Below are 23,948 nucleotides of genomic sequence, written 5' to 3'. Positions count from 1 at the left end.
CGGGACACCCCGCCGCCTGCGTCACACCTCGCCCGCGTGCGCCCTCGCCCGCACCTCGGCAAACGACGTATCGACGAGCAGGCGCCCGGTATCGAACACCGTGTCGAGCGCCTCGTCCCATTCGCCTTCCAGCGTGCGGTCGTCCCACGCAACGGGCAGCGTCACCGTTCGATACTCACCGGTACGGCGATTGCGCAGCAGCGTGAGCCGCCCCTTCTTCGAACGCTTGCCCTGGTCGGTCACCGGATCCTTGCGGACGTCGTGCCACACGCCGCTACGCCGGATCGCCGAACACTTCATCGCGAAACGCTGCGTATCGCGGTTCACCTGCTGCAGCAGTGCACCACCCATCCCGAACACGAGGTTGCCGGCCGCATAGCCCGCGTCGTCGAGCGCGGCGAGAATCGCGTCGATCGACAGTTCGTCGACACCGTCACCCTGGATCACGCGCACGCGGTTCAGCACGCGCCGCCCTTTTCCGTTCACGGTCGAACCGAACGACGCGTCGAGCGCGCGCACGGTCTGCAGCACGATCGCCACGGGATCGCCCGAATCGGGGCGCACGACGAGCGTTGCCCCCGAATCGATCACGGCCTGCCGCAGCTCGCCGCCCCACAGATCGAGCGCGGCGAACAGATCATAGGAGTCCGACACGACCGATACGATCCCGCCCGGCAAGCCGAAGCGGCGAATCATGTTGCGATACGCGTCGGCTTCGCCTTCGCGCCCCCACGACGTGATCGTGCTGTGCTCGGCCGCCGGCACCGAGTACGCGGCCATCGGCTCGCGATAGAAGCGGTTCGCGGCCAGCACGCCGAGCACCGTGTCCGAGCCCATGAAGTTCACGAGATGTGCGGCGCCGCCGATCGCGGCCGATTCCGCACTCGATACGCCGCGCGCGCCGAAGTCGTGCAGCTTGAACGGCAGTTGCGCGAGATCGTCGTCGGTCTTTTCGAGGAAGCCGCGAATCGTCTGCCGCACGTGCCAGCTGCGCGTCGCAACCGTCACCGGATACCACACGCGCAACAGCATCGTCTCGAGGTACGACGCGAGCCAGAACACCTCCGGATCATCGCATTCGACAGTCATCAGCACGTTGTGCACCGGCACGACCGAGCCCTCGGGCACCGCGCGGATCTTCACCGGCAGGTAACCGTCGTAGCGTTCGACAATGTAGCGCCACCCCGCTTCGTTGAACGGCTCGCCGTGTACCGTGAAGAAATCGCGCGCCTCGTCGATCATCGCCTGCGTGACCGGCTTGCACAGATATTCCTTCAGCAGCATCTGCAGGCCGAAGAACACCGTGCGGTCGTAGCGGCCGCCGCGCGATTCGACGTACGAGAACATCGCCGACGCGTCGGGCGGATATTGCAGGAAGTGCGAAGCCTTGTAGGAATCCGTATTGAGGATCGGATTGGCGAGAACCGCGGCAAAGCCGCCGGGATCGTTTTGCATGGCTAGAGCTCCTCTAGGCCGTTGAAGTGCCGCCGCGTCTGTCGCGGCGGACGGAATGCGGGGAATCAGCGGATCACAGCTTCCCCAGGAAGTGATACGCGATGTCGAAGTGATCCTCGAACATCACGTTGCGCATCTGCGCGAATTCGTTGAGCGGCACCCAGCGCGCCTTGTCGGCGTCGTCGCTGCCCTTCACGCGCGGCAGCTCGCCGGTCGGGAAGTTGAACAGGCACGCGTGCGTGATCGTGCGGCCGCGCAGCGAGCGCGTCGGGTGATCGAACACCTGGCGATCCCGGATCGAGCCGCGCAGCACGGGCTCCGGCAGCTTGAGGCCGGTTTCCTCGCGCAGCTCGCGGATGCAGGCCGCATCGAGCCGCTCGTCCTGGTTCACGAACCCGCCGGGCAGCGCCCACAGGCCGCGGCCCGGCTCGCTGCGGCGGCGCACGAGCAGGATATGGCCCGAGTGCACGACCACCGCGTCGACCGTCACGAACGTGACGGGATACGGCGCGGCCGCCCAGGCCTTGCGGTACCCGGCGATGAATTCGGCTTCCGACTTCAGCTGCGCGAATTCCGGCTGCGTGCGGAAACGCTCGAGCCAGCCGAACACGGGTTCCGGCACGGCCCACTGCACGAAGCTGTTGGTGCGTTCGGCGAAATACTGGTCGCGGATCTCGGTAGCGGAAATGTCTTCGGTCGCATCGACGTCGACGAGCTCCCATTGCGGGAACATCCGCAGGTAATACGACGTGGCGTCCTTCTCGTGGCCGATCAGCCCGACCTTGCGGTGCGCGATATCGCCGAGCGTGGACGCGACCACCTCCTGCACCCAGCGCACCCAGTCGCCGTCGTTGTAGGTCGAATCCTGCAGCGGCGCGATCGTCACGCGGTCGCGCTCGGACGCGTCGAGCAGCGAAGCCAGCATCTGGCGGCGCTCGTCGAACGAGAACGGATCCTTGATGGTGCGGGGTTTGTCGGTCGACCCGATCAGCACGCACACGCGCTCGGCCCGGCTCAGTGCCGACTTCAGCACGTTCAGGTGACCACGATGCGGAGGCTGGAAACGACCAATGAAAACGAGCGCGTCGAAGCGCCGGTTCTGTTGCGTACTCATGAGGCTCCCTCAAGAGATTGAAACGCTCCGGGTCTGTCCCGAAGGGTTGGAATGAATCCTAGGGGAAATCCCGGGGTGCGTCAATCAGGCTCATTCGAGCGCACGCTCGACTTGACGAAGTCTGACGAAACACGTGTTATTGGCGGGTTACACTCGATTTCATCCCAATCCGCGCCCCGGCGCCCGCCATCATGAGGATCTCAGTCAGCCGTACCGTCGGCGTCGATCGCAGACGCCTCTTCACGTGGTCGCAGGATTACGCGCGGCGGCTCGTGTGGGACAGCTTCCTCACCGACGCCTATCTGCTCGACGGAACGACGGCCAACGTCGGCGTCGACGCGTTCTGCCGCAGCCAGTCGGGCGCGACCATGGTGTCGCGCTACATCTCGTACCGTCCGCCGCAGGTCGCCGCCGTCGAGATGGTCGAGGGGCCGAAGGTGCTCGAACGCTTCAGCGGCAGCTGGAACTTCACCGAGCACACGCCCGGGTCGACCGAGGTGAAGTTCACGTACAACTTCCGCGTCCAGCCGTCCTGGCTGCGCTGGCTGCTCGAACCGCTGATCGGTGCGTTTTATCTCGTGCAGACGCGGCGGCGCCTCGATTCGTTCAAGCGCTGGGCCGAAGCCGAAGCGCTGCCGCGCTGACCGGCGCGCGCCGCCGGCCGCGCCACCGGATATTTGCCAGATTCGCCGAACCCGGGGAAACTACGGGCCACCGTCATCCCGACGGCCCGCCCCGACCGAGAGAACGGGGCACGCCTCCCTGTAACGGCATCGACACAAAGATAATCCGATGAGCCTCATATCACGATTCTTCGGCCGCAAGGAAGAACCCGAAAACCCCGTCGGGCTGGTCGCAGCCCCCGACGTCGACAATCCACTGAGCGTGACGGTCGTGTTCGACGGCCCGCTGCAGGTCGATATCGCCGCGCTGACCGCCGCGTTGCGCGCGTACCACCCGAGCATGAAGCAGGCACGCGTCGAAACCGAGCCGACGCTGGAACAGGTATTCGGGCTCGCCGGCTGGGGCAACCACGTCGTCAAGCTGGTCGGCTTCGATGCACCTTTCCCGTCGGAAGCGCTGGAAGCATGCGTCGCGCCCGCCCACTACGGGCAGGACCTGAAGCAGCAGGTGCGCGCGAGCCGCAGCCACGTGATCCTCTACTACGCCGGGTACGAAGCGAATCCGCTCGACCAGTATGTCGCGCTGGCAGCCGTCGCCGGCGCGCTGGCCGAACAGAACGGCCTCGCGGTGCTGAACGAGCACGCGCATACGTCGCTGCCGGCCGGCGTATTCAATGCGAAGGAACTGGGCGCGGAAAGCCTCGAGGTGCTGCGCGATATCCCGCTGAACCTGTTCTTCTGCGGCTTCGTGAAATACGAAGTCGAGGGCGTGGACGGCGTGTGGATGCGCACCTATGGCGCCGACCTGTTCGGCCTGCCCGATTTTGCCGCGCTCGCCGCAGGTCATCACGAAGGCGAACGCTATTCGGGCATCTTCAACAACGTGATGCATTACCTGCTGGAAAGCGGGGCGCGCATGCATGCGGGCGAAACGATGCAGATCGGCGCGGAAACGTACATGAAGCTGCGCGAACCGCTCGAGCACGAGTATTACCTGCAGGGGCCCGCGCAAGTGCTGGTGGCCGAACTGATCTCGGCGGACGAAATCAATCGCTGAAACGCATTGCGATACCCGGCGCGCGCTCGAACAAGGTCGTCGAACCGCGCGCCGCCGCGTCACATGACGGCTGCGTGACAGCCGTCCGCTCCAACCCGACGAGGAGACGTCCATGTTCGGCATTCGACTGGGCCTCACGCTGGCCGCGATCTGCCTGTCGTTGCCGGCCCACGCCGACAGCATCGATTGCGCGCGCGCGAAGACGCGCATCGAGCGCCTGATCTGCAGCGACAAGGCGCTCGTGTCGGCCGACAGCACGCTGTCGAACGACTACTACGACACGATCGGCATCGCCGCCGACCAGCAGGGCCTGATCCGGTCGCAACGTGCATGGCTCGTGAAGCGCGACGCCTGCACCGACGCTGCGTGCATCGCCACCGCCTACCGCGACCGCACCGCGGCGCTGAAGCAGGTGAAGCGCGCAGGCTGGAAAACCTATCACGACCCGGCGCTCGGCATCTCGTTCGAATACCTCGCGAACCGCCAGGTGAAGAAGCCCTGCCCCGAAGGCGGCGGCGACCATTGCGTCGCGATCGTCGGCCGCAACATGACCTACAGCAGCAGCTTCATCTCGTTCGACATCGTCGACGGCGCGCTGGAGCAGGCCGCCGAGAAAGAAGCGGGATTCGTGCGGCAGGACGACGGCAAGTGGGTCACGTCATACGGCCCCGGCATCCCGCAGGAAGTCGAGCGCTTCTCCGGCCCCGGCTGGCGCGGCATGCGCGCGACGATCACGTGCGGCATCAGCGATCCGGAAACCGGCTTTCACGCCGCCGCGGGCGAATGCTACTGGGCCGTGCTGAGCAACGGCAAGCGCTCGGCCGTCGCGGGGACGCAGGGCATCGTCGACACCGACGACGCGACGCTGCACAGCGTGTCGACGTTCCGGTTCGATCGCTGACGGAAACGGCGCACGCGGCTGCGATCGCTCATGCCGCCGGAGGATCCCGCCTGACCGCCACGCACTTGATTTCCACGAGTAGCCCGGGATGCGCAAGCTCGGCTACGCCGATCGCGGTCCACGCGCAGGTCCCGCGCGGAAACACCCGGTTCTTCACGTCGCGGAAGGTCGCCATGTGCCGGCTCAACCCGACGTGGTACGTCGTCATGTCGACCACGTCGTCGAACGTGCAGCCGGCCGCCTCCAGCACCGTGCGCAGGTTGTCCCAGCAGGCGAGGAACTGCGCCTCGGGATCGGCAATCACGTCGAGATCCGGCGTGCGCCCGACCTGTCCGGCGCAGTAAACGGTCGCACCGACCCGCACGGCCGGCGCATACCCCGCACGCTCGACGACACGCTGCATCGTCGGCGGAACAATCACTTCTCGATCGATCATTGTCACGCTCCCTGGCGCCGGCACGCGGCTTCACCGCAATCTCGTCGGCGCAGACGACGCGCCCGTCGCCAATGGCGAACGCAGGCGCAATGGCTTGCCCGACAATGCGCCCGAATGGTAGCAGCGCACTTTCCGGCCCGATCTGCGGCATTTGGACGCCGGCGCGCTAAGGCCTGGCGGGCCGATCCATCGAAGGTGCTGCCGCCCCCGCCTCGCGACGCAACGTCACTTCCATACCGGTCAGCCATCCTGACGATTTCAGGATCGGGCGTGCAATCGCATACAGCCGATCGGCGCTGGCGCCATAGAAATACAGGTAGCCGTCGTTGCCGTCGCGATGCAGTTCGGTCTCGCCGAGCTCGCCCGCCCCTGCCTGACGCACGGCGCGATCCAGCCGCTGCTCCAGCGCATGAAGCCGTGCCTTGTCCTTCTCGTCGTAATCGAAATGGATCATCACGGCCGGCCCGGGCGGCTTTGGAGGCGACTCCGACGCCGCGGCAAGGTTGCCGGCGAAGCAGACCAGGCCGAGCAAGGCGGCGATTCCGGCTCTTTTACGCATGTCGGTAACGATTGAGCGACGCCCTTTCAGGCCGGCGTACCGCCGCGTGCCACCTGTTGCCGGACTTGCGCGTGCGTGCCGAGCGCCGCGGCGATCGCATCGATCGCTTCGGCCGCGCGTGCCGCGCCGCACATGAACGCGTCGACGGCCGCGAAGCGATGCTCGGGCCACGTATGAATCGTGATGTGAGATTCGGCGAGCAGCACGACACCCGTCACGCCATGCTCGCCGCCGAAGTGATGGAAGTGCGCGCCGATCACGCGTGCGCCGGCCTGCCGCGCGGCGTCGGTGAGGATCGTCTCGAGCCGCGCGGCGTCGCGCAGCAGCGCCGCATCGATGCCGGCCAGGTCCGCCAGCACGTGTGAGCCGAGCGCCGAGCGTGGCGGCGCGATGCCGTCGCGTGCGGTCATTTGTGCGACCCGTACGACGAGTAACCGCTGCGGGCCGACGAACTGCCCCAGCCGCTGCCACCCGACCCGCTGCCGCCGATCGAGGCGCAGCTGAACAGCGTGACGACGATCAGGCCGTAGATGCCGTAGAGGATGTACCGGATCACGACTTGCCCCCGTCCGATGCAAATCCCTTCCACAGCCATTCCGGCAGCCACAGCACCAGCAGGCCGACCAGCACGTAGACGGTGCGGCCGCTGAACGAGAACAGCGACCCCATGTTGAAGATCACGAGCAACGCGCTGAACACCCACGGCAGCGGCGCGAAACTGTGCGGCCCCTTTCCGCCGAACAGGCCCGTCGATGCGGCGCCCGTAGCGGCTGCCGCGGCCGTCGCGAGCGCCGGCGTACCGAACCGTTCGGCGAGCGCGCTGCCCGACAGCGGCCGTGCACGCGACCAGACGATTTCCGCATCGCTGCGCTCGCGCGTCAGCTTGTCCTTCTGCCAGCCGTAGTCGATGATCGATGTGCGATCGCCCACCTGCACGCGCCAGTTGAACGCGCCGACCACGTAGACGACCTCCGAATCGTATTCCTCGCGCAGCCGGTAGGTCTTGCCGCCGTCGGTCACGTCGGCTTCGCTGCCGATCGTCGGCCACTGATCGAGCACCTGTACGCGCTCCCAGCGCCCTTCGCTCTGCACGAGCCACAGGAAGCCGCGCTTGGGGTTCAGCAGCAGGTATTCGTCCCACGTCTCGTCGTCGCCCGGCACGCGGCAACGCATCATGCCGATCACCGTGTACTTCACGCCGTCGAACGTACCGATCGCGCCGAGCGCCAGCGCGCCCTTCACGGATTCGAGCTTGCGCTGCGCCGCGAATACGGTCTGCTGCTCGGCCGTGCACTGCACGCCTGCGTGGCAGCTGCCGCACACGACGTAGTCGGCCACGTTCGGTGCATACGACAGCGGTGCGCCGCAGCTCGGGCAGGCGAACGGCACCATTTCCGCGCCGCGCTTCTCGCGTGTGTCGTTCTCGGTATCGCGCAGCCCGGTGAACGCGAGCGCGTCGAACTCCAGCGCCTCGCCCGTATAGACGGCCGGGCTCCCGCCGTTCGAATCGGCGTCGGAATAGTCGTAGGTCGCGAATGCATTGCCCGTGCGCAGGTCGACGACGCGCGCCTCCCAGCCGGCGTCGACGCGGAACGGCAGCTCGCCGTCGCCGCCCGTGCAACGCGCGGTGCGCACGTCGGAAACCAGATACGCGCGGCCGCCATGATCGATCCGCATGCCCGGCTCGAGCGTGCCGAATGCAGGCCACGCGCCGCCGGACGCGTCGTCGGGCTCGCGCACGGTGATCGCGTACTGGCCCGACGCATCCGACAGCCAGCCGAAAGTGCCGTCGTCGAACACGACGTACCACTCGCTCCACGCGCCGGCGTCGTAGGTCATCTGGATGCGGCCGAGCACCGTGAACATGCGCTTGCCGTAGCGGCCGGCCGTGCCGATCTGGATCGGCGACGCATCGTCGAGCACCGTGGCGAGTTCGCCGATCCGCTCGACGTCGGCGCCGCGCTTGAGCAGCGTGCTGCGGCAGGACGCGCAGACGGCCATCACCGCCGCCGCCGAGCGAAACTCGACCGGCGCGCCGCACTGGGGGCACGAAGTACTGAACATGCGCGACGCTTACCGGGTGAGCTTCGCGAGGATCTCGGCCTTCGCGCGCGAATATTCGTCTTCGGTCACGAGGCCCTTGTCGAACAGCGCCTTCAGCTGCTCGAGCCGCTGCACGTAATCGGTGCTCTCCGCCGGCGCGGCGGCCACCGGCGCCGCGACGGGCGCGGGCGGCGCGGCCGGCGCCGGTTGCGCGGCGCCCGCGATCTGGCCGGCCATCGCCTGCCCGATCGCCGCGCCCGCGGCGAGCCCTGCGCCGACCCCGGCGATGCCGCCCGGGTTCTGCGCGGCGAGCGGAATCGCCTGTGCGGTCTGGTATTGCGTCGCGCGCGCGAGATCGCCGGCCATGCCCGCGCCGATCCGCAGGTCGAGCGCCTTCTGCAGCTCGGCCGGCAGCGACACGCTTTCCACCGCGAACGCGTCGAGCGCGAGCCCGTAGCGCGTGAACACCGGCGCCAGCGCGTCGGCCACACGCTGCGACAGCAGCGACTGGTTCGCCGCCATGTCGACGAACGGCACGTCGGCCGAGCCGAACGTCGTGCTCATCGCGGTGACGACCAGGTTGCGCAGTTGCTGTTCGAGATCGTCGACCGTGTACGCCGCGCGCGTGCCGCTGACTTCGCGGTGGAACGCGGCCGCATCGACGATCCGGTACGAGTAGATGCCGAACGCGCGCACCTGCACGAAGCCGAACTCGCGGTCGCGGATCGTCACCGGCTGCGCGGTACCCCAGCGCCGGCCGAGCTGCAGCCGCGTGCTGAAGAAATAGACGTCCGACTTGAAAGGCGACTGAAAGAGTTTGTCCCAGTTCTTCAGGTACGTGAGCACCGGGAGCGTATGCGTTTCCAGCGTGTACAGCCCCGGCTGGAACACGTCGGCGACCTTGCCTTCGTTGACGAAGATCGCGACCTGCGTTTCACGCACGGTCAGCTTGCCGCCGTACTGGATTTCCTGGTCTTCCATCGGATAGCGCCAGGCCAGCACGCCGTCGGTGTCTTCCGTCCATTGCAGGACGTCGATGAACTGCTTGCGGATGAATGAACCCAGACTCATGTCGGTCTCCTCGAAACGCGTGGTGCGTCAGGTCAGGCAGGCGGCATTGATGATGCCGACGACGAGCGACGCGGTGCCCATCAGGCCGCCCATCGCGACGTTGCGATCCTCGATCGCATGATTCATGCCGGGCATCAGGCGCGTCAGCGCCGCATAGGTGATCAGCTGGACGATCATCGCGCCGACCGCCCAGAGCACGACATCGCCGAGCGTCGAATTGTGCGCGATGCTGGACGCGAGCGTCAGGCAGAAACCGACCAGCGCGCCGCCGAACGACAGCGTCGCGGCCGCATTGCCGTCGCGGATCAGCGCCAGTTCGTCGAACGGGGTGACCTTCAGGTACACTGCCGCGAACACAAGAAGCAGCACGAACGCCGACAGTAAATGAACCGCATAAAGATAGGCACTATTCATTCTTTCCCTCGGATTTTGTGCTCGGTTCGCCGCCCCGCCGCCGGCCGGATTTTGCGGGGCCCGCCGACAGATGGCCGCCCCACGAAAATCCGCGCCAGTATATCCACATTGCCGAACACTGCACAACGGATGCCCCATGCTGCATAAGCGTGCGCTCGTCCTGTCGATCCTCGTGCTCGCGTCGTGCGGGCTCGGTTACGAACTGATCAGCAGCGCGCTGTCGAGCTACCTGCTCGGCGATTCGATCCTGCAGTTCTCGTCGGTGATCGGCTGCTACCTGTTCGCGATGGGGATCGGCTCGTGGCTCGCGAAGTTTGTCGAGGACGACGACGTGCTCGACCGCTTCGTCGACATCGAGCTGCTCGTCGGCCTGCTCGGCGGCGTGTCGGCCGCGCTGCTGTTCGCGGTGTTCGCGTGGCTCGCCGCACCGTTCCGCGCGGCGCTCTACGCGCTCGTGCTCGCGCTCGGCCTGCTGATCGGGATGGAGATCCCGCTCGTGATGCGCGCGTTCCAGCAGCGGCGCCAGGCGTTCCGCCATACCGTCAGCGAAGTGCTGACCTTCGACTATCTCGGCTCGCTCGCCGTATCGCTGATCTTCCCGCTCGTGCTCGCGCCGCGTCTCGGCCTGCTGCGCACGAGCTTCCTGTTCGGCCTCCTGAACGCGTTCGTCGCGCTGTGGACGACGCACCTGTTCCGCGACGAGATCCGCAACGTGCGCGGCAAGCTGATGCGCGCGGCGCTCGTGATCGGGCTGCTGGTCGCCGGGTTCGCGCTGTCGGACCGCATCACGCACTGGGCCGAGCACGGCGTGTACGGCGACGAGACGATCTATTCGGAAACGACGCCGTACCAGCGCATCGTGCTCACGCAGTGGCACGACGACATGCGGCTGTACCTGAACGGCAACCTGCAGTTCTCGTCGCGCGACGAGCACCGCTATCACGAAGCGCTGATCCATCCGACGATCGAGGCGTTGCCGTGGGCGAAGCGCGTGCTCGTGCTCGGCGGCGGCGACGGGCTCGCCGTGCGCGAACTGCTCAAGCACCGCAATCTCGAACAGATCACGCTCGTCGATCTCGATCCCGCGATGACGAAGCTGTTCTCGACGTCCGCGCCGCTCGTCAAGCTGAACCAGGGGTCGCTGAAGGATCCGCGCGTACACGTGATCAACGACGATGCCGTGCGCTGGCTCGAATCGAATGCCGACGTGTACGACGCGATCGTCGTCGACTTCCCCGATCCGACCAACTTCGGGCTCGGCCGGCTGTATTCGGTGCCGGTGTTCCGGCTGCTGGCGCGCCACCTGTCGGAGAACGGCTATGCGGTGATCCAGTCGACGTCGCCGTATTTCGCGCCGCATGCGTACTGGACCATCATCGCGACGCTGCACGAAGCCGGGCTCAACACGTGGCCGTACCACTGCTACGTGCCGTCGTTCGGCGACTGGGGCTTCGTGATCGCCGGCAAGCGCCGCGATTTCACGGTGCCGACGCATTACTCGGTGCCGACGCGCTGGCTCGATGCGCAGACGGCCGTCGAGATGTTCCACTTCCCGGCCGACATGCCGGCGCTGCCGATGTCGCCGAACGAACTCAACGACCAGCCGCTCGTGCGCCGCTTCGACGACGACTGGAAACACGTGCTGCGCTGATGGACCGCCGCACGTTCCTCGTCGCGTCGGCCGCCGCGTCGCTCGCCGCCTGCGGCCGCACCGGCTGGATCGAGACGACGCCGCGCATCGGCTACCCCGGCATGCGCGAAGGCCATGCGCTGCGCGACCATGCCACGCTGCCGCTGCCTTCCGGCACGATCGAGACGGATATCGCGATCCTCGGCGCCGGCGCAGCCGGCTTGTCGTGCGCGTGGCAGCTCGCGCGCGCCGGCCACCAGCGCTTCACGGTGCTCGCAGGCCCCGAATTCGGCGGCAATGCGGCCGGCGGCCGCTTCGGCGATCTCGGCTATCCGAAAGGCGCGCACTACCTGCCGCTGCCTTCGCTCGAATCCGCGCATCTGCGCGACATGCTCGCCGATCTCGGCGTGATCGAATCCGCGCCGTTCTCCGCGCGCCCCGTGTACGACGAGCGCGTGCTCGTCCACGCCCCCGACGAACGGCTCTTCATCGGCGGCCAGTGGCAGGACGGCATCGTGCCGACCGCCGGCCTCGGCGCCGACGAACTCGCGCAGCAGGCGCGCTTCTTCGCATACACGGACGGGCTGCGCACCGCGCGCGGCGCCGACGGCCGCAAGGTGTTCTGCATCCCGATCGCGGAATCGTCGCGCGACCCGCGCTGGCGCGCGCTCGACCGGCGCTCGTTCCGCCAGTGGCTGCTCGACGAAGGCTACACGGCGAAGGCGCTGCACTGGTACCTGAACTATTGCTGCCGCGACGACTACGGCGCGGGCTACGAGCATGTGTCGGCCTGGGCCGGCCTGCACTACTTCTCGTCGCGCGGCGGCCATGCGGGCGACGCGAGCGACGGCGCGGTGCTGACCTGGCCCGACGGGCTGCACACAATGGTGACGAAACTGAGCGATTCGATCACCGCACGCACCGGGTCGAATGCGTGGGCGCGGGACGGCTTCGCGGTGCGCGCGACCGAACGCGCGGGCGGCGTCGACGTGCTGTGCGCGCGTATCGGCGACGACCGCACGCCATCGACGTTCACGCTGAAGGCACGGCGCGTCGTGAGCGCGATGCCGCTGTTCGTCGCGGCGCACGTGTTTCCGCAGCTTGCCGCGTATGGCTTCGAACCCGCGCGCGACCTGCCGCCGCGCGCACCGTGGCTCGTGTCCAACTTCCTGCTCGACGGAATGCCGGCCGAAGAAGCCGGCGTGCCGCTCGCGTGGGACAACGTCGTCTACGACGGCGCGGCGCTCGGCTATGTCGTGTCGACCCACCAGTTGATCCGGATGTCGCCGCCGACACGCTCGGTGTTCTCCGCGTACCAGGCGTTGAACACGCAGACGCCGGACGACACGCGCCGCTGGCTTGCGCAGGCGAAGCCCGACGCGTTGCGCGAACAGGCCGCGATCGACCTGCAGGCCGTCTACGGGCGCGAGCTGTGGAAACACGCGACGGCGCTCGAGATCACCGTGCGCGGCCACGCGATGGCAACGCCCGACGTCGGCTTCCTGAGCCGCCCGGGCCTGCTCGCGCTGCGCGACGCCGACGGCCCCGTCGTGTTCGCGCATGCCGACCTGTCCGGACTGTCGCTGTTCGAGGAAGCGTCGTACTGGGGCATGCTGGCGGCCCGGCGCGTGCTGGCCTGAGCGCAGGCCGCAGGGCGGCTGCTCCGGCCGCCGTTTCGTCATTGCAGCGCCGCCGCCAAACGCTATAATCGCGCGACATTCCGACTGCATTGAGCAGGCCGACGGTGCCGCGCCGTTCGACGCGCCGTATGCCCTCCTCGACAACAACAATGACGAATCGAACCCTCCGACGCCTTCGCCCGCTCGTGCGTGCCGCCGCGCGCGTGCTCGCCTGCGCGCCGCTGCTCGGCGCGCCGCCGGCACTGCATGCGGCCGATACGGCCGCCACCGCCGCCTCCGGCACCGAGCCCGCCTCCGGGCGCTACATCGTCGTCGACACCGGCCATACGCCGGCGCACCCCGGCTCCACCGGCGCGAGCGGGCGTGTCGAATACCTGTACAACCTCGATCTGTCCGGCGCGGTCGCCGAAAAGCTCGCCGCGCACGGCGACCGCGTGCTGCGCACGTCGGCCGACGGCCGCGAGATCAAGCTCGACCAGCGCTCGACGCAGGCGCCCGACGCGAACCTGTTCGTGTCGATCCATCACGACTCGATGCAGCAGCAGTTCATCGACGCGGGCCGGCAGCGCGAATTCCGCGGCTTCTCGGTGTTCGTGTCGGAGCGCAATCCGCACTATGCGGAAAGCCTGCGTTGCGCGAAGGCGATCGCCGAGCGGCTGGTCGCGGCCGGCGAGCGGCCGTCGCTGTATCACGCACAGCCGATCCGCGGCGAGAACCGCCCGCTGATCGACCCGCAACTCGGCATCCACCGCTTCGACGATCTCGTCGTACTGCGCACCGCGCCGATCCCGGCCGTGCTCGTCGAGGCCGGCGTGATCGTCAATCCGGACGAAGAAGCGCGGCTCGCGCGGCGCGAGACGATCCAGCGCCTGGCCACCGCGATCGCGGGCGGCATCGACGCGTGCACGGCACCGAAGTAAATGACGGCATCGCCCGTCGGGCTCAACGGTTTTCACCCAGTCAGGAGCATCACAATGAAAAAGAAGAACCTGTTCGCATCCTGCGCGCTGCTCGCGCTCGCCGTTCCGTTCGCCGCACAGGCTGCCGGCTGCGGAAAGCCGCACAGCGCGTTCGACCAGGTGTACTGCACCAGCACGCAGTTCTCGCAATCCGACCGCGATCTCAACGACGAATACGGCCGCCTGCGCAAGCAGCTGAGCGGCGACCAGCAGGCCACGCTGAAGGCCGGCCAGCTTGCGTGGCTGAAGCAACGCGACGCGCAGTGCAGCGAAACGCGCAACAACAGCTACCTCGTGGATATCCAGTGCGCGAACGACATGACGCAGTCGCGGCTGTCGTTCCTGCGCGAGCGTGAGCGCGAATGCTCGAGCACGGGCTGCGTGGCGTCGAAGCTCGGCGAGTAAGATCGTCGCGCGTGCGGTGCCGCGACACGCTTCGCGGCACCGCACCTTCGAAAGGAACGACGATGCGGCATGAATTCTCCGAAGTCCTCAACGACCTGATCGACTATTTCCTCGTCGGCGATCTTCTGCTGCTGAAGCGCTACAAGGAAACACATCGACTGTCGGACAACGTCGCGTCCGAATTCACGACCGGCGACAGCGGCGACCACGCCGTGCTCGAAGGCGTCGTCATCCCGCTGGCCGGCATCGAGAATCATCCGTACACGGTCATCTTCACGCTGGACGACGACACCCCCGAATTGCTGAAGGCCGGCAGCCGGCTGCAGCACCGGCGAGGCGGGTACGTGCTGCGCGTCGAGCATCGTGCGGTGATGCTTTACACGTGGCGCATTCTCGAACGGTTCACCGACGAAACGGTGAACGCGCTGCTCGCGCGCTATCGCGAACCGGGCAGGCCCGTCATTGAAATCGACAACGGCTGGTACGACGTCGAAGTCCTCGGCGGTGAAGTCCCGCGCAACGGCTGGTACGAACCCGCGTTCGAGTTCGTGCTGAGCAAAACCGACGCCCCCGGCGACGCGTCGCAAGCGGATATCAACTACCATTTCGCCATCGACGGCAGTCTGGATCCCGTGGCATAAAACCCGCACGCGGCAACGCGGCACATGGCAACCGATCAGGCGAGGTACGCATGGCACCGAACACGACGACGATCGACATCCGCGCCGCCACCTCCGCCGACGCACCGGCCATCGCCGACATCCACGTTGCGTCATGGCAGGCGACCTACACGAACATCATGCCGGCCGCGTTCCTTGCCGGCCTGTCGGTCGAAAAGCGCACCGCCGCGTGGCGCTGTGCGCTCAATGCCGGACGGCCGCGCGTCGCGCTGGCGATCACGAACAACGCGCCGGCCGGATGGATCGCCTATGGTCCGACACGCGACACCGACAAGGATCGCGGGTGGGCGGAAATCGAAGCGATCTACCTGCATCCGTCGCATTGCGGGCAAGGCATCGGCGCGGCACTGGTCGATCACGCCTGCCGATCGCTGCGCGACCTGGGTCATGCATGGGTATCGCTCTGGGTCCTGATCAAGAACCGTCGCGCAAGGGCGTTCTATGAACGCGAAGGCTTCGTCTCCGAGGACGACATCAAGACGTTCGAAATCGATGGCGTACCGATCGAAGAGGTGCGCTACTGGCGCGTACTACCGTAGCGAGCACGACGAGGGCATCGCTTCCTCCGCCGCCAACCGCTCCTGCATCATCTGCAACAGCTCGCGGATCTTCGCATTGACCGAATTCCGGCTCGCATAAGCGGCATGCAGCTCCAGCGGCGCAGGCGTCATCTCCAGCGGCACACGCACCAGCCGCCCTTCAGCCAGTGCTGCCGCGCACGCGCGCTCGACGAGAATCGCGAAGCCGATCCCGTTCACTGCCGCCAGCCCTGCCATCTCGCCGCTGTTGACGCGATACCGGCTCGCCACCGGAATCTTGTGAATCCGCCCGTCGCGATCGGCGAACTGCCACGGCTGCCCTTTCAGCGTGCTCAACGTCGTGATGCACGGCAGTTGCCTGAGCTGTTCCGTCCGGGTCGGCAACCCGGTTCGGGCGACGAGCGACGGCGCGGCCACGACGACACTCGGCAAACTCGCGAGCGGCCTGACGACGAACGCGCTGTCGTCCAGTTTCCCGCGATTGACGATGATCGACAGGTCGATATCGTCGCGCAGCGTCGACACGCCCGCGAGGCTGGTGTCGCAGTCGATTTCGACGCGCGGATGGCGGCTCGCGAATTCCGCGACGATCGGCCCGAGCATGCGTGGCCCGATTTCGCCCGGCACGCAGAGCTTCAGGACGCCGCGCAACTCCGTCTGCTGCGAGGTCAGCTCGAATTCGGCCTGCGTCAGCGCATCGAGCATCGGTCGCGCTCGCTCGTGCAGCAAACGCCCGGCTTCGGTCATGCGCAGGTGCCGCGTGCTGCGTTCGAGCAGGCGCACGCCGAGCCGCGACTCCAGTTGCGCGACATGGCGGCTCACGTTGGAGCCCGGCATCGCAAGCACGCATGCCGCGCCGGCAAAGCTGCCTTCGTCGACCACCGACACGAACACGCGCACCGCATTCAGATCCAGCTTGCTCCGCATCATTAGCCCATTTAAGGTATTAAAGCTCGCCGATTTTCATGGCTTATCCCGTCCGTGACCATAATTTACGATGCTCATCCCGTCAATGCGACGCCGCCTCGCGAACCCGCGTTCAAGCGAGCACTCGCACGACACAAGGAAGGAGCGTCATGAACATTGCAATCCTGGGCGCCGGCGTGGCCGGCATGAGCACCGCACTCGCGCTCGCCGAGCGCGGTCACGAGATCCGGCTGTACGAACGCAGGCCGTCGGAATCGACGATGGGCGCAGGCGTGGTGCTGTGGCCGAATGCCGGCTTCGTCCTCACGCAGCTCGGCCTGCTGCCGGACATCGTCGAAGCCGGCGGCCGCATGAACGCGATGAAACGCATCGACCGGCACGGCAACCTGCTCAAGACCACCGGTATCCGCGCACTCGACGACCGCATGGGATTCCCGACCTATTCGATCCTGCGGCGCGACCTGCAGGCCGTGCTGGCGCGGCATGTCGCCAGGCAAGGCATCGAAGTCCGCTTCGGCCATGGTGCAACGTCGATCGATGCCGGGACGGACGGGCGCGCCGTCGTTCACTTCGACAACGGAACGACGATCGCTCCCGATCTCGTGATCGGCGCGGACGGCCGCATGAACTCCGTCGCGCGACGTCATGTGGTCGGCGACAACACTCCGGTCTATCAGGGGTTCGTCAACTGGATCGGTATCGCGCAAAGCGATGCGCCGCTGGTCGACGACGTGTCGATCTTCGATTACTGGGGCACGCGCGAGCGATTCGGCATCGTCGCCGTGGACCGGCATCGCCTGTACTGGGCGGCGGCGTGGCCCGAAGCCGGCCCGGAGGGTGCGACGGAAGGCGATCCGCGCGCGATGCTGGAACGGCGGTTCGCTGCGTGGCCCGCGCCCATCGCGAATGTGATACGTGCCACGCCGCCGGACACGATCGCGAAGATCCGCGTACACGACCTCGATCCGGTCGACGTCTGGCACCGCGGCAACGTGCTGCTGATCGGCGACGCCGCGCACGCGCCGCTACCGACTTCCGGGCAAGGCGCATGCCAGGCGCTCGAGGATGCCTGGCATCTTGCTCGGTGTCTCGACGAATACGAGGCAGACCACGGCAGCGATCTCGAGACAGCGCTCGCGTCGTTCACGACGCGGCGCAGCCGGAAAACCGCGGCAATCACGGAGCGTGCGCGCGAATTCGCTCACCTGTTATTCGGTGACGACGTGAACGAAAACGCGCGACAACAGATCGATCCGGTGGCCGAAATCGAAGCGCTGACGCATGCGTGGGGCGCGCACCTGCCGATCGAACAGATGCGCGGACGATAGGACGTGCGGGCGGCAGCAGCCGGTCACAAAAACCACCGATACTCCCGCGCCCCGATCTCGTTGCGGAAATCCAGCTCCTCCTGCCGCTTGTTCTCGCAATACACCATCACGAACTCGCTGCCGAGCCCTTCGCGCACGGCAGGATGATCCTGCATCGCGACAACCGACGACAGCATCTCCTTCGGGAAATCGATGCCGCTGCCGCGATCCTCGTTGAGCGGCGCGATCGGCTCGATCTTCGTATCGAGCCCATGCTCCATCCCCGACAGGATCGCCGCGAGCACCAGATACGGATTCGCATCGGCGCTCGCGAGCCGGTGCTCGATCCGCAGGTTGCGCGCGTCCGACTCCGGAATCCGGATGCACGCATCGCGATCCTCGAAGCCCCAGCTCGCCCGGCTCGCCGCGTTCACCATCGATCCGTAGCGCCGGAACGCATTGTGGTTCGGCGCGAACACCGGCATGCAATGCGGCAGCAGCGCGAGACACCCGGCCACCGCGTGCCGCAGCGGCCGCTGGCCGTCCGCCGCGAGCAGGTTGCGCCCCGCTTCGTCGTACAGGCTCACGTGCACGTGCATCCCGCTGCCCGGCGCATGCAGGTACGGCTTGCCCATGAAGCTCGCGCGATAGCCGTGCTGCAGCGCGACGCCGCGCGTGCTACGGCAGAACATCGCCGACCAGTCGGCCGCGCGCAGGCCGTCGTCGCAATGGCCGAAGTTGATCTCGAACTGGCCGGGCCCGAGCTCGGCCGTGATCACGGTCGCGTCGATACCCTGCCCGCACGCGACGTCGACCATCTCGTGCAGCACGTCGGAGAAGCGCGACAGCCGCTCGATATGCATGTTCGGCTGATCGTCGCGATCGTCGGACAGGCGGTCGCGCGGATACTTCGGCATCCCTTCCTCGAGCTGTGCGTCGAACAGGTAGAACTCGAGCTCGAACGCGACGACCGGCCGGATGCCGCGCCGCGCGAGCCGCTTCAGCACGCGCGCGAGCACCTCGCGCGGCTCGAACTCGACCGGCGAATCGGTGCCGTCGGTCGTGATCAGCATCTGGCCGAGCGGCTGCTTCTCCCAAGTCACCGGCTTCAGCGTGCCGGGGATCAGCCGGCGCACGGCGTCCGGGTCGCCGTCGTTGAAACAGTAGTCGCCGATCTTGTAGAGCCCGCCCTGCGTGCCGAGCAGGATGCAGTTTTGCGGCAACTTCAACAGCGAACCCGCCGCGACTTTCTCGAGCGCATCGATCGGATAGCGCTTGCCGTAGAAATGCCCGGGCAGATCGAGGCAGATCAGGTCGACATAACGGATCTCGGGGTGTGCCTGCCGGAATGCGCGGACTTCACTGACCAGCGCGGGAACGACGTCAGCCATGTCTCATCCTTTCCATGTCTTGTATGACGGTGCCGCAGTGCGGCGAACCGGATTCATGCAGCATACGAAACTGCGAGCGCCGCATTTCAATCAGTACTGCAAACAGGCTGCGTGATGCGACGGCCTGCAACGCCGCGCACCCCGCCGACAACTCAGGTGAATACCCAGATCACGCGCGTCGGCGCGTCGGTCAGGTTGGCGTAACGGAAGCGCTTGTGCGCGGGCAGCTGGAATGCATCGTTCGGGCCGAGCGTGACGGGCGTGTCGTCGCCGTCGATCCAGACCGTCAGCTCTCCTTCGAGCACGAAACCGCCCTGCTCGTCGCTGTCGTCGACCGGCCGCTCGCCGCTGCTCGCGCCCGGCGCGAGATGGCTTTCGAGGATCGAGAAGCGCGAACGCATGTTCGGCGACACGAGGATGTCGGTAATGCCGGCCGCGTAATACACGGTGCGCCGCTCGTCGGGCCGCGTGACCCACGGCACGCTGCGCGGCTTGCTCAGGCTGTAGAAATACGTGGTCGGCACGCCGAGCGCCTCGCCGATCGCGGTGAGATCCGCGACCGTCGGGCGCGACAGCCCGCGCTCGACCTGCGACAGAAAGCCGACCGAGCGGCCGATCCGTTCGGCGAGATCGTTCAGCGTGACCTTGCGGTGCTTGCGCAGGTCGCGGATCAGGATCGCCAGACTTTCTATCTCTTCCTGTTCGTTCATGACGGGTTCCGGTGGGTCAGACGGTATCGCGCAGACGGTACCAGGCCTTGCCGATCGCTTCCAGCGGCGCGGCGAGCCGGTCGCCGCCGGGGAAACGCGGGTTGCGGATGCGCCGGTACTGCGCGAGCAGGCGGTCGTCGCCGAGCACGGCGTCGGCCACCGCGCGCGCGCCGGCGAGCGTCGGCAGCACGCCGTGCCCCGAGAAGCCCTGCAGCCAGAAGCGCTGCCCGTGGCGGCCGATGTCCGGCGTACGACGCATGCTGATGTCGATATGGCCGCCCCATGCGTAGTCGAGCGGCACGCCGGCCAGTTGCGGGAACACGCGCTCGAGGTGCGGGCGCGTCGCCGCCGCGATATCGGCCGGAATGCCGCCGAGATACGTGCAGCCGCCGCCGAACAGCAACCGGTTGTCGGGGCTCAGGCGGAAATAGTCGGGCACGAACTGGTTGTCGATCACGCAGCTGTTCTGCGGCAGCAGTGCGCGTGCGACGTCGGGCGCGAGCGGCGCGGTCGCGACCTGGTAGGTGCCGACCGGCAGCAGCCGGCGCGCGAGATCGCGATCGAGGCGGTCGACGTACGCGTTGCACGCGAGCACAAGCACGTCCGCGTGTACCTCCCCCCGCTCGGTGCGGGCGATATGGCCGCTCCCCGTCTCGCGACAGTCGAGCACGCGGCTCTGTTCGAAGATGCGGCCGCCCGCGCGCTCGATCGTCTGCGCCAGGCCGAGCGCGAGCTTCAGCGGGTTCAGGTGGCCGGCCTCCGGATCATGGAGCGCCGCGAGATAGCGCGTGCCGCCGATCCATTCGGGCATCTCGTCGCGCCCGATCACGCGCAGCCGGTCGTAGCCCCAGCGCTCGGCCGCCTCGTCGCGCGCCTGCGCGAGCATCGCGACGCGGCGCGGCCGCACCGCGGCCCACAAGCTGCCGGGCCGGTAGTCGATGTCGAAGCCGTGCCGCACCGGCAGTTCGCGCACTTCGGCCGCCGCCCAGCGCATGCTGTCCCACAGCAGGCGCGCGCCGTCGCGGCCCAGCGAATCCTCGAGCGGCTGCATGTCGCACGACCAGCCGAGCAGCGCCTGTCCGCCGTTTCGGCCCGATGCCGCCCACGCGACGCGGCTCGCTTCGAGCACGACCACGCGCTTGCCGGCCAGCGCCAGGCGCAGCGCCGTATGCAGCCCGCTGAAGCCCGCGCCCACGACGAGCACGTCGGCGTCGATACGTTCGTCCAGTGCCGGACGATGCGGGATCGGCGCCGGGTAGGTGCCGGCGTAGTAGCTTGCGACGTGACGGTCGGACTGCACGAACATGCGGACTCCGTGAAATTTACGTCGATAAATTTCATGAAAAATTAGCACGACAATTTCACGCATGCAAGCGTGGCGATCGGTGTCCGCATCGTCGGAGTAGCGTGAAGAAAACGCGAAGCTCAAGCGCCTCGTGGCCGATCTGCCGCTGGACAAGGCCATGCTGCATTGACGCTAGCCTCACCCGAAGAACCAGCGAGCTCGGCTTCACAATGCTTAACACTTAAACCGACTGTTTGGAGATCTGACGTGTGTAGGCTACCGGTGTCCGTTCGGTGGAAATGGATTTCGCCCGTCTTGGGAAATGACGGCAGTTCTCGTGACTACTCGGAGATTTCTTGTGACAACAAAGAATGGCGGTACGTTGTATGTCCTGCAAGCGCGACCTCCCGCGATCATTGCACTGTCACCGGATGGCGCCCATCAAACCGTGCTCGGGAATTTGACTCGGACACCTGACGGTATCAAGGTCGACGCCGAAAGCAACATCGTGTACTGGACCAACATGGGTACCGGCATCCATCTAATCGACACTGATCCGGCCAGCCGATCGGTCCCGCCAAACGATGGCACGATCGAATGCGCCAATCTCGACGGAAGCGGACACCACGTACTGGTGCCGAGTGGTCAGGCGGGGACACCGAAAGAACTGGTGATCGACAAGCAGGGGGGCCACCTGTATTGGTGCGACCGCGAAGGCATGCGGGTCATGCGTGCTCGCCTCGACGGCTCGGAAGTCACCGAACTGGTGCGTACCGGCGAGTTTCCCCATGACACTGCGGATGCGACACGCCATTGCGTCGGCATCGTGCTGGACAAGGCAAACGGCCATATCTACTGGACCCAGAAGGGGCCGCCAGACGCAGGGCAAGGCCGCATATTCAGGGCCAGCATCGAACTGCCGCCAGGTGCGCAACCCGACCAGCGGCCTGACGTCGAATGTCTCCTCCATAACTTGCCGGAACCGATCGATCTCGACCTCGACCACGACCACGGCATGCTGTACTGGACGGACCGTGGCGACGACACTCACGACGGCAACACGCTGAATCGCGCAAAAATCACCGCCACCGGACTAACAGAACGCGAAGTACTCGCCCGCGATCTGAAGGAAGGCATCGGCGTGTCGCTCGACACTCGAAGCCGGCGTGCGTTTGTGACGGATCTTGGCGGTAATGTTCGCGTGCTCAATATCGACACGAAACACGAATCGCACTTCACCACGATCGCCCATCTGGGTCCGCTGACCGGTATCGACTACGCAGAACACTGAATGAACGGTGGTCAAGCGTGTCGATGGTTCCGGCACCCGGTTTTCCAGACGAGCTGTGAATAGTCGTAGCCCAGGTTGCTGAGGCCCGCATCGATTGCCGGACAGACGCCCCTCTTTTCACGAGAGATTGATCATGAGCAATCCGGATGGCAAAACCATCGTCGTCACGGCTGCCTCGAACCGTATCGGCAAACCGATCGTGCTGGATATCGCGAAGGCAAGCGCCAGGCGGATCGGTCAGCCGTTCATTGTTAGTCACCGACGGATCATTCAATGAAGTCACCAGCCCGCACCGAAAAACAGGCAGTCGATGCAGCGGACCTGCGTCACGTAGCCGGCGCGGCCGCGCACGCTCTGCCATACGAGACGATCGCGCTTGTGCTGCAAGGCGGCGGCGCGCTCGGTGCATACCAGGCCGGCGTGTTCGAAGGACTGCACGAGGCCGGCATTCCGGTTAACTGGATCGCGGGCATCTCAATCGGCGCGCTGAACACCGCACTGATCGCGGGCAATGCACCCGAGCATCGCGTCGGGCGGCTACGCGAGTTCTGGGAAACGATTTGCCAGCCGGCGTTCTTTCCCACGATTCCGGCCGCGTTCGAGTTCGCGCTGTTCAACACGCACGAGCAAATCCGCTCGATGCTGACCGCGATGCAGACAGCCAGCACGTTCACGCAGGGTCAGCGCGGTTTCTTCGTACCCCGCTTCCCGCCGCCGCTTCCGGGTATGCGAACAGACCCGGGAAAGGTGAGCTACTACGATACGTCGGCGCTACGTGCAACGCTGCTGGAGTTCTGCGATTTCGACCGCATCAACTCAGGCGAGACACGCGTCTCGGTCGGCGCTGTCAACGTCAGCACCGGCAATTTCGCGTATTTCGATAACACGAAAACAACCATGCGTCCCGAGCATTTCATGGCATCCGGCGCGCTCCCACCCGGCTTTCCACCTGTCGAAATCGATGGCGAGTATTACTGGGACGGTGGCATTGTGTCGAACACTCCGCTGATGGAAATACTCCATGCGTCACCGCGCCGCGACACACTCGCGTTCCAGGTCGATCTGTGGAGTGCGCGAGGTCCGCTGCCTGAGTCACTGGACGACGTCGCAGAGCGCACGAAGGACATCCAGTATTCAAGCCGGACCCGCTTCGTCACCGACACGCTGCAGCGCGAGCAGCGCTATCGCCGCCTTCTGCATCGCGTGCTTGAGCAGGTGCCCGAGGCAGTGCGCAAAACACACCCGTGGTGCAAGCAGGCCGAGGAAGTCTCGTGCGGCCGGCGCTACAATATCCAGCAACTGATTTACCAGCCAGAGCAGTCGGGAAGTCAGTACAAGGATGCGCAGTTCGGCTTGTCGACGATGCGCGATCGCTGGGCTGCCGGCCTCGAGGATATCCGCAAGACTCTGGCAGTCGAGGGCGGTCTCGCATTGCCTGACAACGAGGCGGGTTTCGTCACGCATGACATCCACCGGGCCGAATGACGTCGGCAGAACCTCGGCACTCTGGT

The 23,948-nt window shown here is 66.4% G+C and carries 26 protein-coding genes; 13 read left to right on the top strand and 13 right to left on the bottom strand.

Annotated features, from left to right (window positions below; translation table 11 throughout):
* Positions 1 to 21: 21 nt before the first annotated feature.
* Both AC5LXK_RS20875 and AC5LXK_RS20870 read right to left on the bottom strand, forming a co-directional pair.
* A complete protein-coding gene (locus tag AC5LXK_RS20875) occupies positions 22 to 1,455 on the bottom strand; it encodes a nicotinate phosphoribosyltransferase (protein WP_493393352.1) in 1,434 nt (477 codons plus the stop codon).
* 73 nt (positions 1,456 to 1,528) lie between these two features.
* On the bottom strand, positions 1,529 to 2,569 hold the full coding sequence (locus tag AC5LXK_RS20870; RefSeq protein WP_493393351.1) for a bifunctional nicotinamide-nucleotide adenylyltransferase/Nudix hydroxylase: 1,041 nt from the start codon (positions 2,567 to 2,569) through the stop codon (positions 1,529 to 1,531).
* Between the two features lie 191 nt (positions 2,570 to 2,760).
* Between AC5LXK_RS20870 and AC5LXK_RS20865 the strand changes: the two genes are divergently transcribed.
* The 3 genes from AC5LXK_RS20865 to AC5LXK_RS20855 all read left to right on the top strand — a co-directional run bounded on the left by AC5LXK_RS20865 (position 2,761) and on the right by AC5LXK_RS20855 (position 5,150).
* Positions 2,761 to 3,213: a type II toxin-antitoxin system RatA family toxin gene (locus tag AC5LXK_RS20865; RefSeq protein WP_176049989.1), complete on the top strand. Its 453-nt coding sequence runs from the start codon at positions 2,761 to 2,763 to the stop codon at positions 3,211 to 3,213.
* A 148-nt stretch (positions 3,214 to 3,361) separates the two neighbouring features.
* A complete protein-coding gene (locus AC5LXK_RS20860; protein ID WP_493393350.1) occupies positions 3,362 to 4,249 on the top strand; it encodes a DUF4261 domain-containing protein in 888 nt (295 codons plus the stop codon).
* Between the two features lie 112 nt (positions 4,250 to 4,361).
* On the top strand, positions 4,362 to 5,150 hold the full coding sequence (locus AC5LXK_RS20855; protein WP_493393349.1) for a lysozyme inhibitor LprI family protein: 789 nt from the start codon (positions 4,362 to 4,364) through the stop codon (positions 5,148 to 5,150).
* 28 nt (positions 5,151 to 5,178) lie between these two features.
* Here AC5LXK_RS20855 and AC5LXK_RS20850 read toward each other — a convergent pair whose 3' ends face one another.
* From AC5LXK_RS20850 to AC5LXK_RS20820, 7 genes are all read right to left on the bottom strand, one after another.
* Complete coding sequence (locus tag AC5LXK_RS20850) at positions 5,179 to 5,586, bottom strand: RidA family protein (RefSeq protein WP_493393348.1); 408 nt, start codon at positions 5,584 to 5,586, stop codon at positions 5,179 to 5,181.
* Between the two features lie 166 nt (positions 5,587 to 5,752).
* A complete protein-coding gene (locus AC5LXK_RS20845) occupies positions 5,753 to 6,118 on the bottom strand; it encodes a hypothetical protein (protein WP_493393347.1) in 366 nt (121 codons plus the stop codon).
* Positions 6,119 to 6,171: 53 nt separating this feature from the next.
* Positions 6,172 to 6,555, bottom strand: coding sequence for an adenosylmethionine decarboxylase (speD, locus tag AC5LXK_RS20840; protein ID WP_493393346.1), 384 nt, complete (start codon positions 6,553 to 6,555; stop codon positions 6,172 to 6,174).
* Positions 6,552 to 6,701: a hypothetical protein gene (locus AC5LXK_RS20835; protein WP_155291822.1), complete on the bottom strand. Its 150-nt coding sequence runs from the start codon at positions 6,699 to 6,701 to the stop codon at positions 6,552 to 6,554. Before AC5LXK_RS20835 ends, speD begins: the two co-directional genes overlap by 4 nt.
* Complete coding sequence (locus AC5LXK_RS20830) at positions 6,698 to 8,209, bottom strand: DUF4178 domain-containing protein (protein WP_493393345.1); 1,512 nt, start codon at positions 8,207 to 8,209, stop codon at positions 6,698 to 6,700. The genes AC5LXK_RS20835 and AC5LXK_RS20830 overlap by 4 nt, the downstream gene beginning before the upstream one ends.
* Before the next feature lie 9 nt (positions 8,210 to 8,218).
* Positions 8,219 to 9,259, bottom strand: coding sequence for an SPFH domain-containing protein (locus tag AC5LXK_RS20825; RefSeq protein ID WP_493393344.1), 1,041 nt, complete (start codon positions 9,257 to 9,259; stop codon positions 8,219 to 8,221).
* A gap of 27 nt (positions 9,260 to 9,286) precedes the next feature.
* Positions 9,287 to 9,673 (bottom strand): DUF350 domain-containing protein, encoded by a 387-nt coding sequence (locus tag AC5LXK_RS20820; protein ID WP_493393343.1) that lies wholly within the window; start codon positions 9,671 to 9,673, stop codon positions 9,287 to 9,289.
* A gap of 136 nt (positions 9,674 to 9,809) precedes the next feature.
* Between AC5LXK_RS20820 and AC5LXK_RS20815 the strand changes: the two genes are divergently transcribed.
* The 6 genes from AC5LXK_RS20815 (at position 9,810) to AC5LXK_RS20790 (ending at position 15,526) form a co-directional block, all read left to right on the top strand.
* Positions 9,810 to 11,324, top strand: a complete 1,515-nt coding sequence (locus AC5LXK_RS20815) for a polyamine aminopropyltransferase (RefSeq protein ID WP_493393342.1) — start codon at positions 9,810 to 9,812, stop codon at positions 11,322 to 11,324.
* On the top strand, positions 11,324 to 12,943 hold the full coding sequence (locus AC5LXK_RS20810) for an NAD(P)-binding protein (protein WP_493393341.1): 1,620 nt from the start codon (positions 11,324 to 11,326) through the stop codon (positions 12,941 to 12,943). Before AC5LXK_RS20815 ends, AC5LXK_RS20810 begins: the two co-directional genes overlap by 1 nt.
* A 149-nt stretch (positions 12,944 to 13,092) precedes the next feature.
* Positions 13,093 to 13,863, top strand: a complete 771-nt coding sequence (locus AC5LXK_RS20805) for an N-acetylmuramoyl-L-alanine amidase family protein (RefSeq protein ID WP_493393340.1) — start codon at positions 13,093 to 13,095, stop codon at positions 13,861 to 13,863.
* A gap of 54 nt (positions 13,864 to 13,917) precedes the next feature.
* On the top strand, positions 13,918 to 14,307 hold the full coding sequence (locus AC5LXK_RS20800; protein ID WP_493393339.1) for a lysozyme inhibitor LprI family protein: 390 nt from the start codon (positions 13,918 to 13,920) through the stop codon (positions 14,305 to 14,307).
* A 62-nt stretch (positions 14,308 to 14,369) separates the two neighbouring features.
* Positions 14,370 to 14,948 (top strand): hypothetical protein, encoded by a 579-nt coding sequence (locus AC5LXK_RS20795; RefSeq protein WP_493393338.1) that lies wholly within the window; start codon positions 14,370 to 14,372, stop codon positions 14,946 to 14,948.
* Positions 14,949 to 14,998: 50 nt separating this feature from the next.
* Positions 14,999 to 15,526 (top strand): GNAT family N-acetyltransferase, encoded by a 528-nt coding sequence (locus tag AC5LXK_RS20790; protein WP_493393337.1) that lies wholly within the window; start codon positions 14,999 to 15,001, stop codon positions 15,524 to 15,526.
* Here AC5LXK_RS20790 and AC5LXK_RS20785 read toward each other — a convergent pair.
* Positions 15,518 to 16,453 (bottom strand): LysR family transcriptional regulator, encoded by a 936-nt coding sequence (locus AC5LXK_RS20785; RefSeq protein ID WP_493393336.1) that lies wholly within the window; start codon positions 16,451 to 16,453, stop codon positions 15,518 to 15,520. The two genes, AC5LXK_RS20790 and AC5LXK_RS20785, sit on opposite strands and share 9 nt — an antisense overlap.
* A gap of 149 nt (positions 16,454 to 16,602) precedes the next feature.
* Here AC5LXK_RS20785 and AC5LXK_RS20780 point away from each other — a divergent pair, with 149 nt between their 5' ends.
* On the top strand, positions 16,603 to 17,781 hold the full coding sequence (locus AC5LXK_RS20780) for an FAD-dependent oxidoreductase (protein ID WP_493393335.1): 1,179 nt from the start codon (positions 16,603 to 16,605) through the stop codon (positions 17,779 to 17,781).
* A 23-nt stretch (positions 17,782 to 17,804) separates the two neighbouring features.
* On the opposite strand, the gene AC5LXK_RS20775 is transcribed toward AC5LXK_RS20780, so the two are convergent.
* The 3 genes from AC5LXK_RS20775 to AC5LXK_RS20765 form a co-directional block, all read right to left on the bottom strand.
* Positions 17,805 to 19,151 (bottom strand): glutamine synthetase family protein, encoded by a 1,347-nt coding sequence (locus AC5LXK_RS20775; protein WP_493393334.1) that lies wholly within the window; start codon positions 19,149 to 19,151, stop codon positions 17,805 to 17,807.
* Positions 19,152 to 19,303: 152 nt separating this feature from the next.
* Complete coding sequence (locus AC5LXK_RS20770; protein WP_069252166.1) at positions 19,304 to 19,861, bottom strand: helix-turn-helix domain-containing protein; 558 nt, start codon at positions 19,859 to 19,861, stop codon at positions 19,304 to 19,306.
* 16 nt (positions 19,862 to 19,877) lie between these two features.
* Positions 19,878 to 21,167: an NAD(P)/FAD-dependent oxidoreductase gene (locus tag AC5LXK_RS20765; protein ID WP_493393333.1), complete on the bottom strand. Its 1,290-nt coding sequence runs from the start codon at positions 21,165 to 21,167 to the stop codon at positions 19,878 to 19,880.
* Between the two features lie 337 nt (positions 21,168 to 21,504).
* Between AC5LXK_RS20765 and AC5LXK_RS20760 the strand changes: the two genes are divergently transcribed.
* The 3 genes from AC5LXK_RS20760 (at position 21,505) to AC5LXK_RS20750 (ending at position 23,922) form a co-directional block, all read left to right on the top strand.
* Positions 21,505 to 22,437 carry a hypothetical protein gene (locus AC5LXK_RS20760; RefSeq protein WP_493393332.1) on the top strand — a complete coding sequence of 311 codons (933 nt, stop codon included), beginning with the start codon at positions 21,505 to 21,507 and terminating at the stop codon, positions 22,435 to 22,437.
* A gap of 133 nt (positions 22,438 to 22,570) precedes the next feature.
* Positions 22,571 to 22,714 carry a hypothetical protein gene (locus AC5LXK_RS20755; RefSeq protein WP_493393331.1) on the top strand — a complete coding sequence of 48 codons (144 nt, stop codon included), beginning with the start codon at positions 22,571 to 22,573 and terminating at the stop codon, positions 22,712 to 22,714.
* The gene (locus AC5LXK_RS20750) at positions 22,711 to 23,922 is read left to right on the top strand and encodes a patatin-like phospholipase family protein (protein WP_493393330.1); all 1,212 of its coding nucleotides are present in this window, start codon (positions 22,711 to 22,713) and stop codon (positions 23,920 to 23,922) included. The genes AC5LXK_RS20755 and AC5LXK_RS20750 overlap by 4 nt, the downstream gene beginning before the upstream one ends.
* Positions 23,923 to 23,948: the final 26 nt, after the last annotated feature.

Source organism: Burkholderia pulmonis (assembly GCF_984667975.1).
This window is presented reverse-complemented; position numbering and strand designations above follow the sequence as displayed.

What these genes read in the sequence shown, in the direction of transcription:
- AC5LXK_RS20750 (WP_493393330.1), top strand. Translation starts at nt 22,711, where the DNA reads ATGAAGTCACCAGCCCGCACCGAAAAACAGGCAGTCGATGCAGCGGAC.
- AC5LXK_RS20780 (WP_493393335.1), top strand. Translation starts at nt 16,603, where the DNA reads ATGAACATTGCAATCCTGGGCGCCGGCGTGGCCGGCATGAGCACCGCA.
- speD (WP_493393346.1), bottom strand. Translation starts at nt 6,555, where the DNA reads ATGACCGCACGCGACGGCATCGCGCCGCCACGCTCGGCGCTCGGCTCA.
- AC5LXK_RS20790 (WP_493393337.1), top strand. Translation starts at nt 14,999, where the DNA reads ATGGCACCGAACACGACGACGATCGACATCCGCGCCGCCACCTCCGCC.
- AC5LXK_RS20815 (WP_493393342.1), top strand. Translation starts at nt 9,810, where the DNA reads ATGCTGCATAAGCGTGCGCTCGTCCTGTCGATCCTCGTGCTCGCGTCG.
- AC5LXK_RS20875 (WP_493393352.1), bottom strand. Translation starts at nt 1,455, where the DNA reads ATGCAAAACGATCCCGGCGGCTTTGCCGCGGTTCTCGCCAATCCGATC.
- AC5LXK_RS20785 (WP_493393336.1), bottom strand. Translation starts at nt 16,453, where the DNA reads ATGCGGAGCAAGCTGGATCTGAATGCGGTGCGCGTGTTCGTGTCGGTG.
- AC5LXK_RS20825 (WP_493393344.1), bottom strand. Translation starts at nt 9,259, where the DNA reads ATGAGTCTGGGTTCATTCATCCGCAAGCAGTTCATCGACGTCCTGCAA.
- AC5LXK_RS20850 (WP_493393348.1), bottom strand. Translation starts at nt 5,586, where the DNA reads ATGATCGATCGAGAAGTGATTGTTCCGCCGACGATGCAGCGTGTCGTC.
- AC5LXK_RS20860 (WP_493393350.1), top strand. Translation starts at nt 3,362, where the DNA reads ATGAGCCTCATATCACGATTCTTCGGCCGCAAGGAAGAACCCGAAAAC.
- AC5LXK_RS20775 (WP_493393334.1), bottom strand. Translation starts at nt 19,151, where the DNA reads ATGGCTGACGTCGTTCCCGCGCTGGTCAGTGAAGTCCGCGCATTCCGG.
- AC5LXK_RS20755 (WP_493393331.1), top strand. Translation starts at nt 22,571, where the DNA reads ATGAGCAATCCGGATGGCAAAACCATCGTCGTCACGGCTGCCTCGAAC.
- AC5LXK_RS20805 (WP_493393340.1), top strand. Translation starts at nt 13,093, where the DNA reads ATGACGAATCGAACCCTCCGACGCCTTCGCCCGCTCGTGCGTGCCGCC.
- AC5LXK_RS20800 (WP_493393339.1), top strand. Translation starts at nt 13,918, where the DNA reads ATGAAAAAGAAGAACCTGTTCGCATCCTGCGCGCTGCTCGCGCTCGCC.
- AC5LXK_RS20810 (WP_493393341.1), top strand. Translation starts at nt 11,324, where the DNA reads ATGGACCGCCGCACGTTCCTCGTCGCGTCGGCCGCCGCGTCGCTCGCC.
- AC5LXK_RS20870 (WP_493393351.1), bottom strand. Translation starts at nt 2,569, where the DNA reads ATGAGTACGCAACAGAACCGGCGCTTCGACGCGCTCGTTTTCATTGGT.
- AC5LXK_RS20820 (WP_493393343.1), bottom strand. Translation starts at nt 9,673, where the DNA reads ATGAATAGTGCCTATCTTTATGCGGTTCATTTACTGTCGGCGTTCGTG.
- AC5LXK_RS20795 (WP_493393338.1), top strand. Translation starts at nt 14,370, where the DNA reads ATGCGGCATGAATTCTCCGAAGTCCTCAACGACCTGATCGACTATTTC.
- AC5LXK_RS20855 (WP_493393349.1), top strand. Translation starts at nt 4,362, where the DNA reads ATGTTCGGCATTCGACTGGGCCTCACGCTGGCCGCGATCTGCCTGTCG.
- AC5LXK_RS20865 (WP_176049989.1), top strand. Translation starts at nt 2,761, where the DNA reads ATGAGGATCTCAGTCAGCCGTACCGTCGGCGTCGATCGCAGACGCCTC.
- AC5LXK_RS20765 (WP_493393333.1), bottom strand. Translation starts at nt 21,167, where the DNA reads ATGTTCGTGCAGTCCGACCGTCACGTCGCAAGCTACTACGCCGGCACC.
- AC5LXK_RS20830 (WP_493393345.1), bottom strand. Translation starts at nt 8,209, where the DNA reads ATGTTCAGTACTTCGTGCCCCCAGTGCGGCGCGCCGGTCGAGTTTCGC.
- AC5LXK_RS20770 (WP_069252166.1), bottom strand. Translation starts at nt 19,861, where the DNA reads ATGAACGAACAGGAAGAGATAGAAAGTCTGGCGATCCTGATCCGCGAC.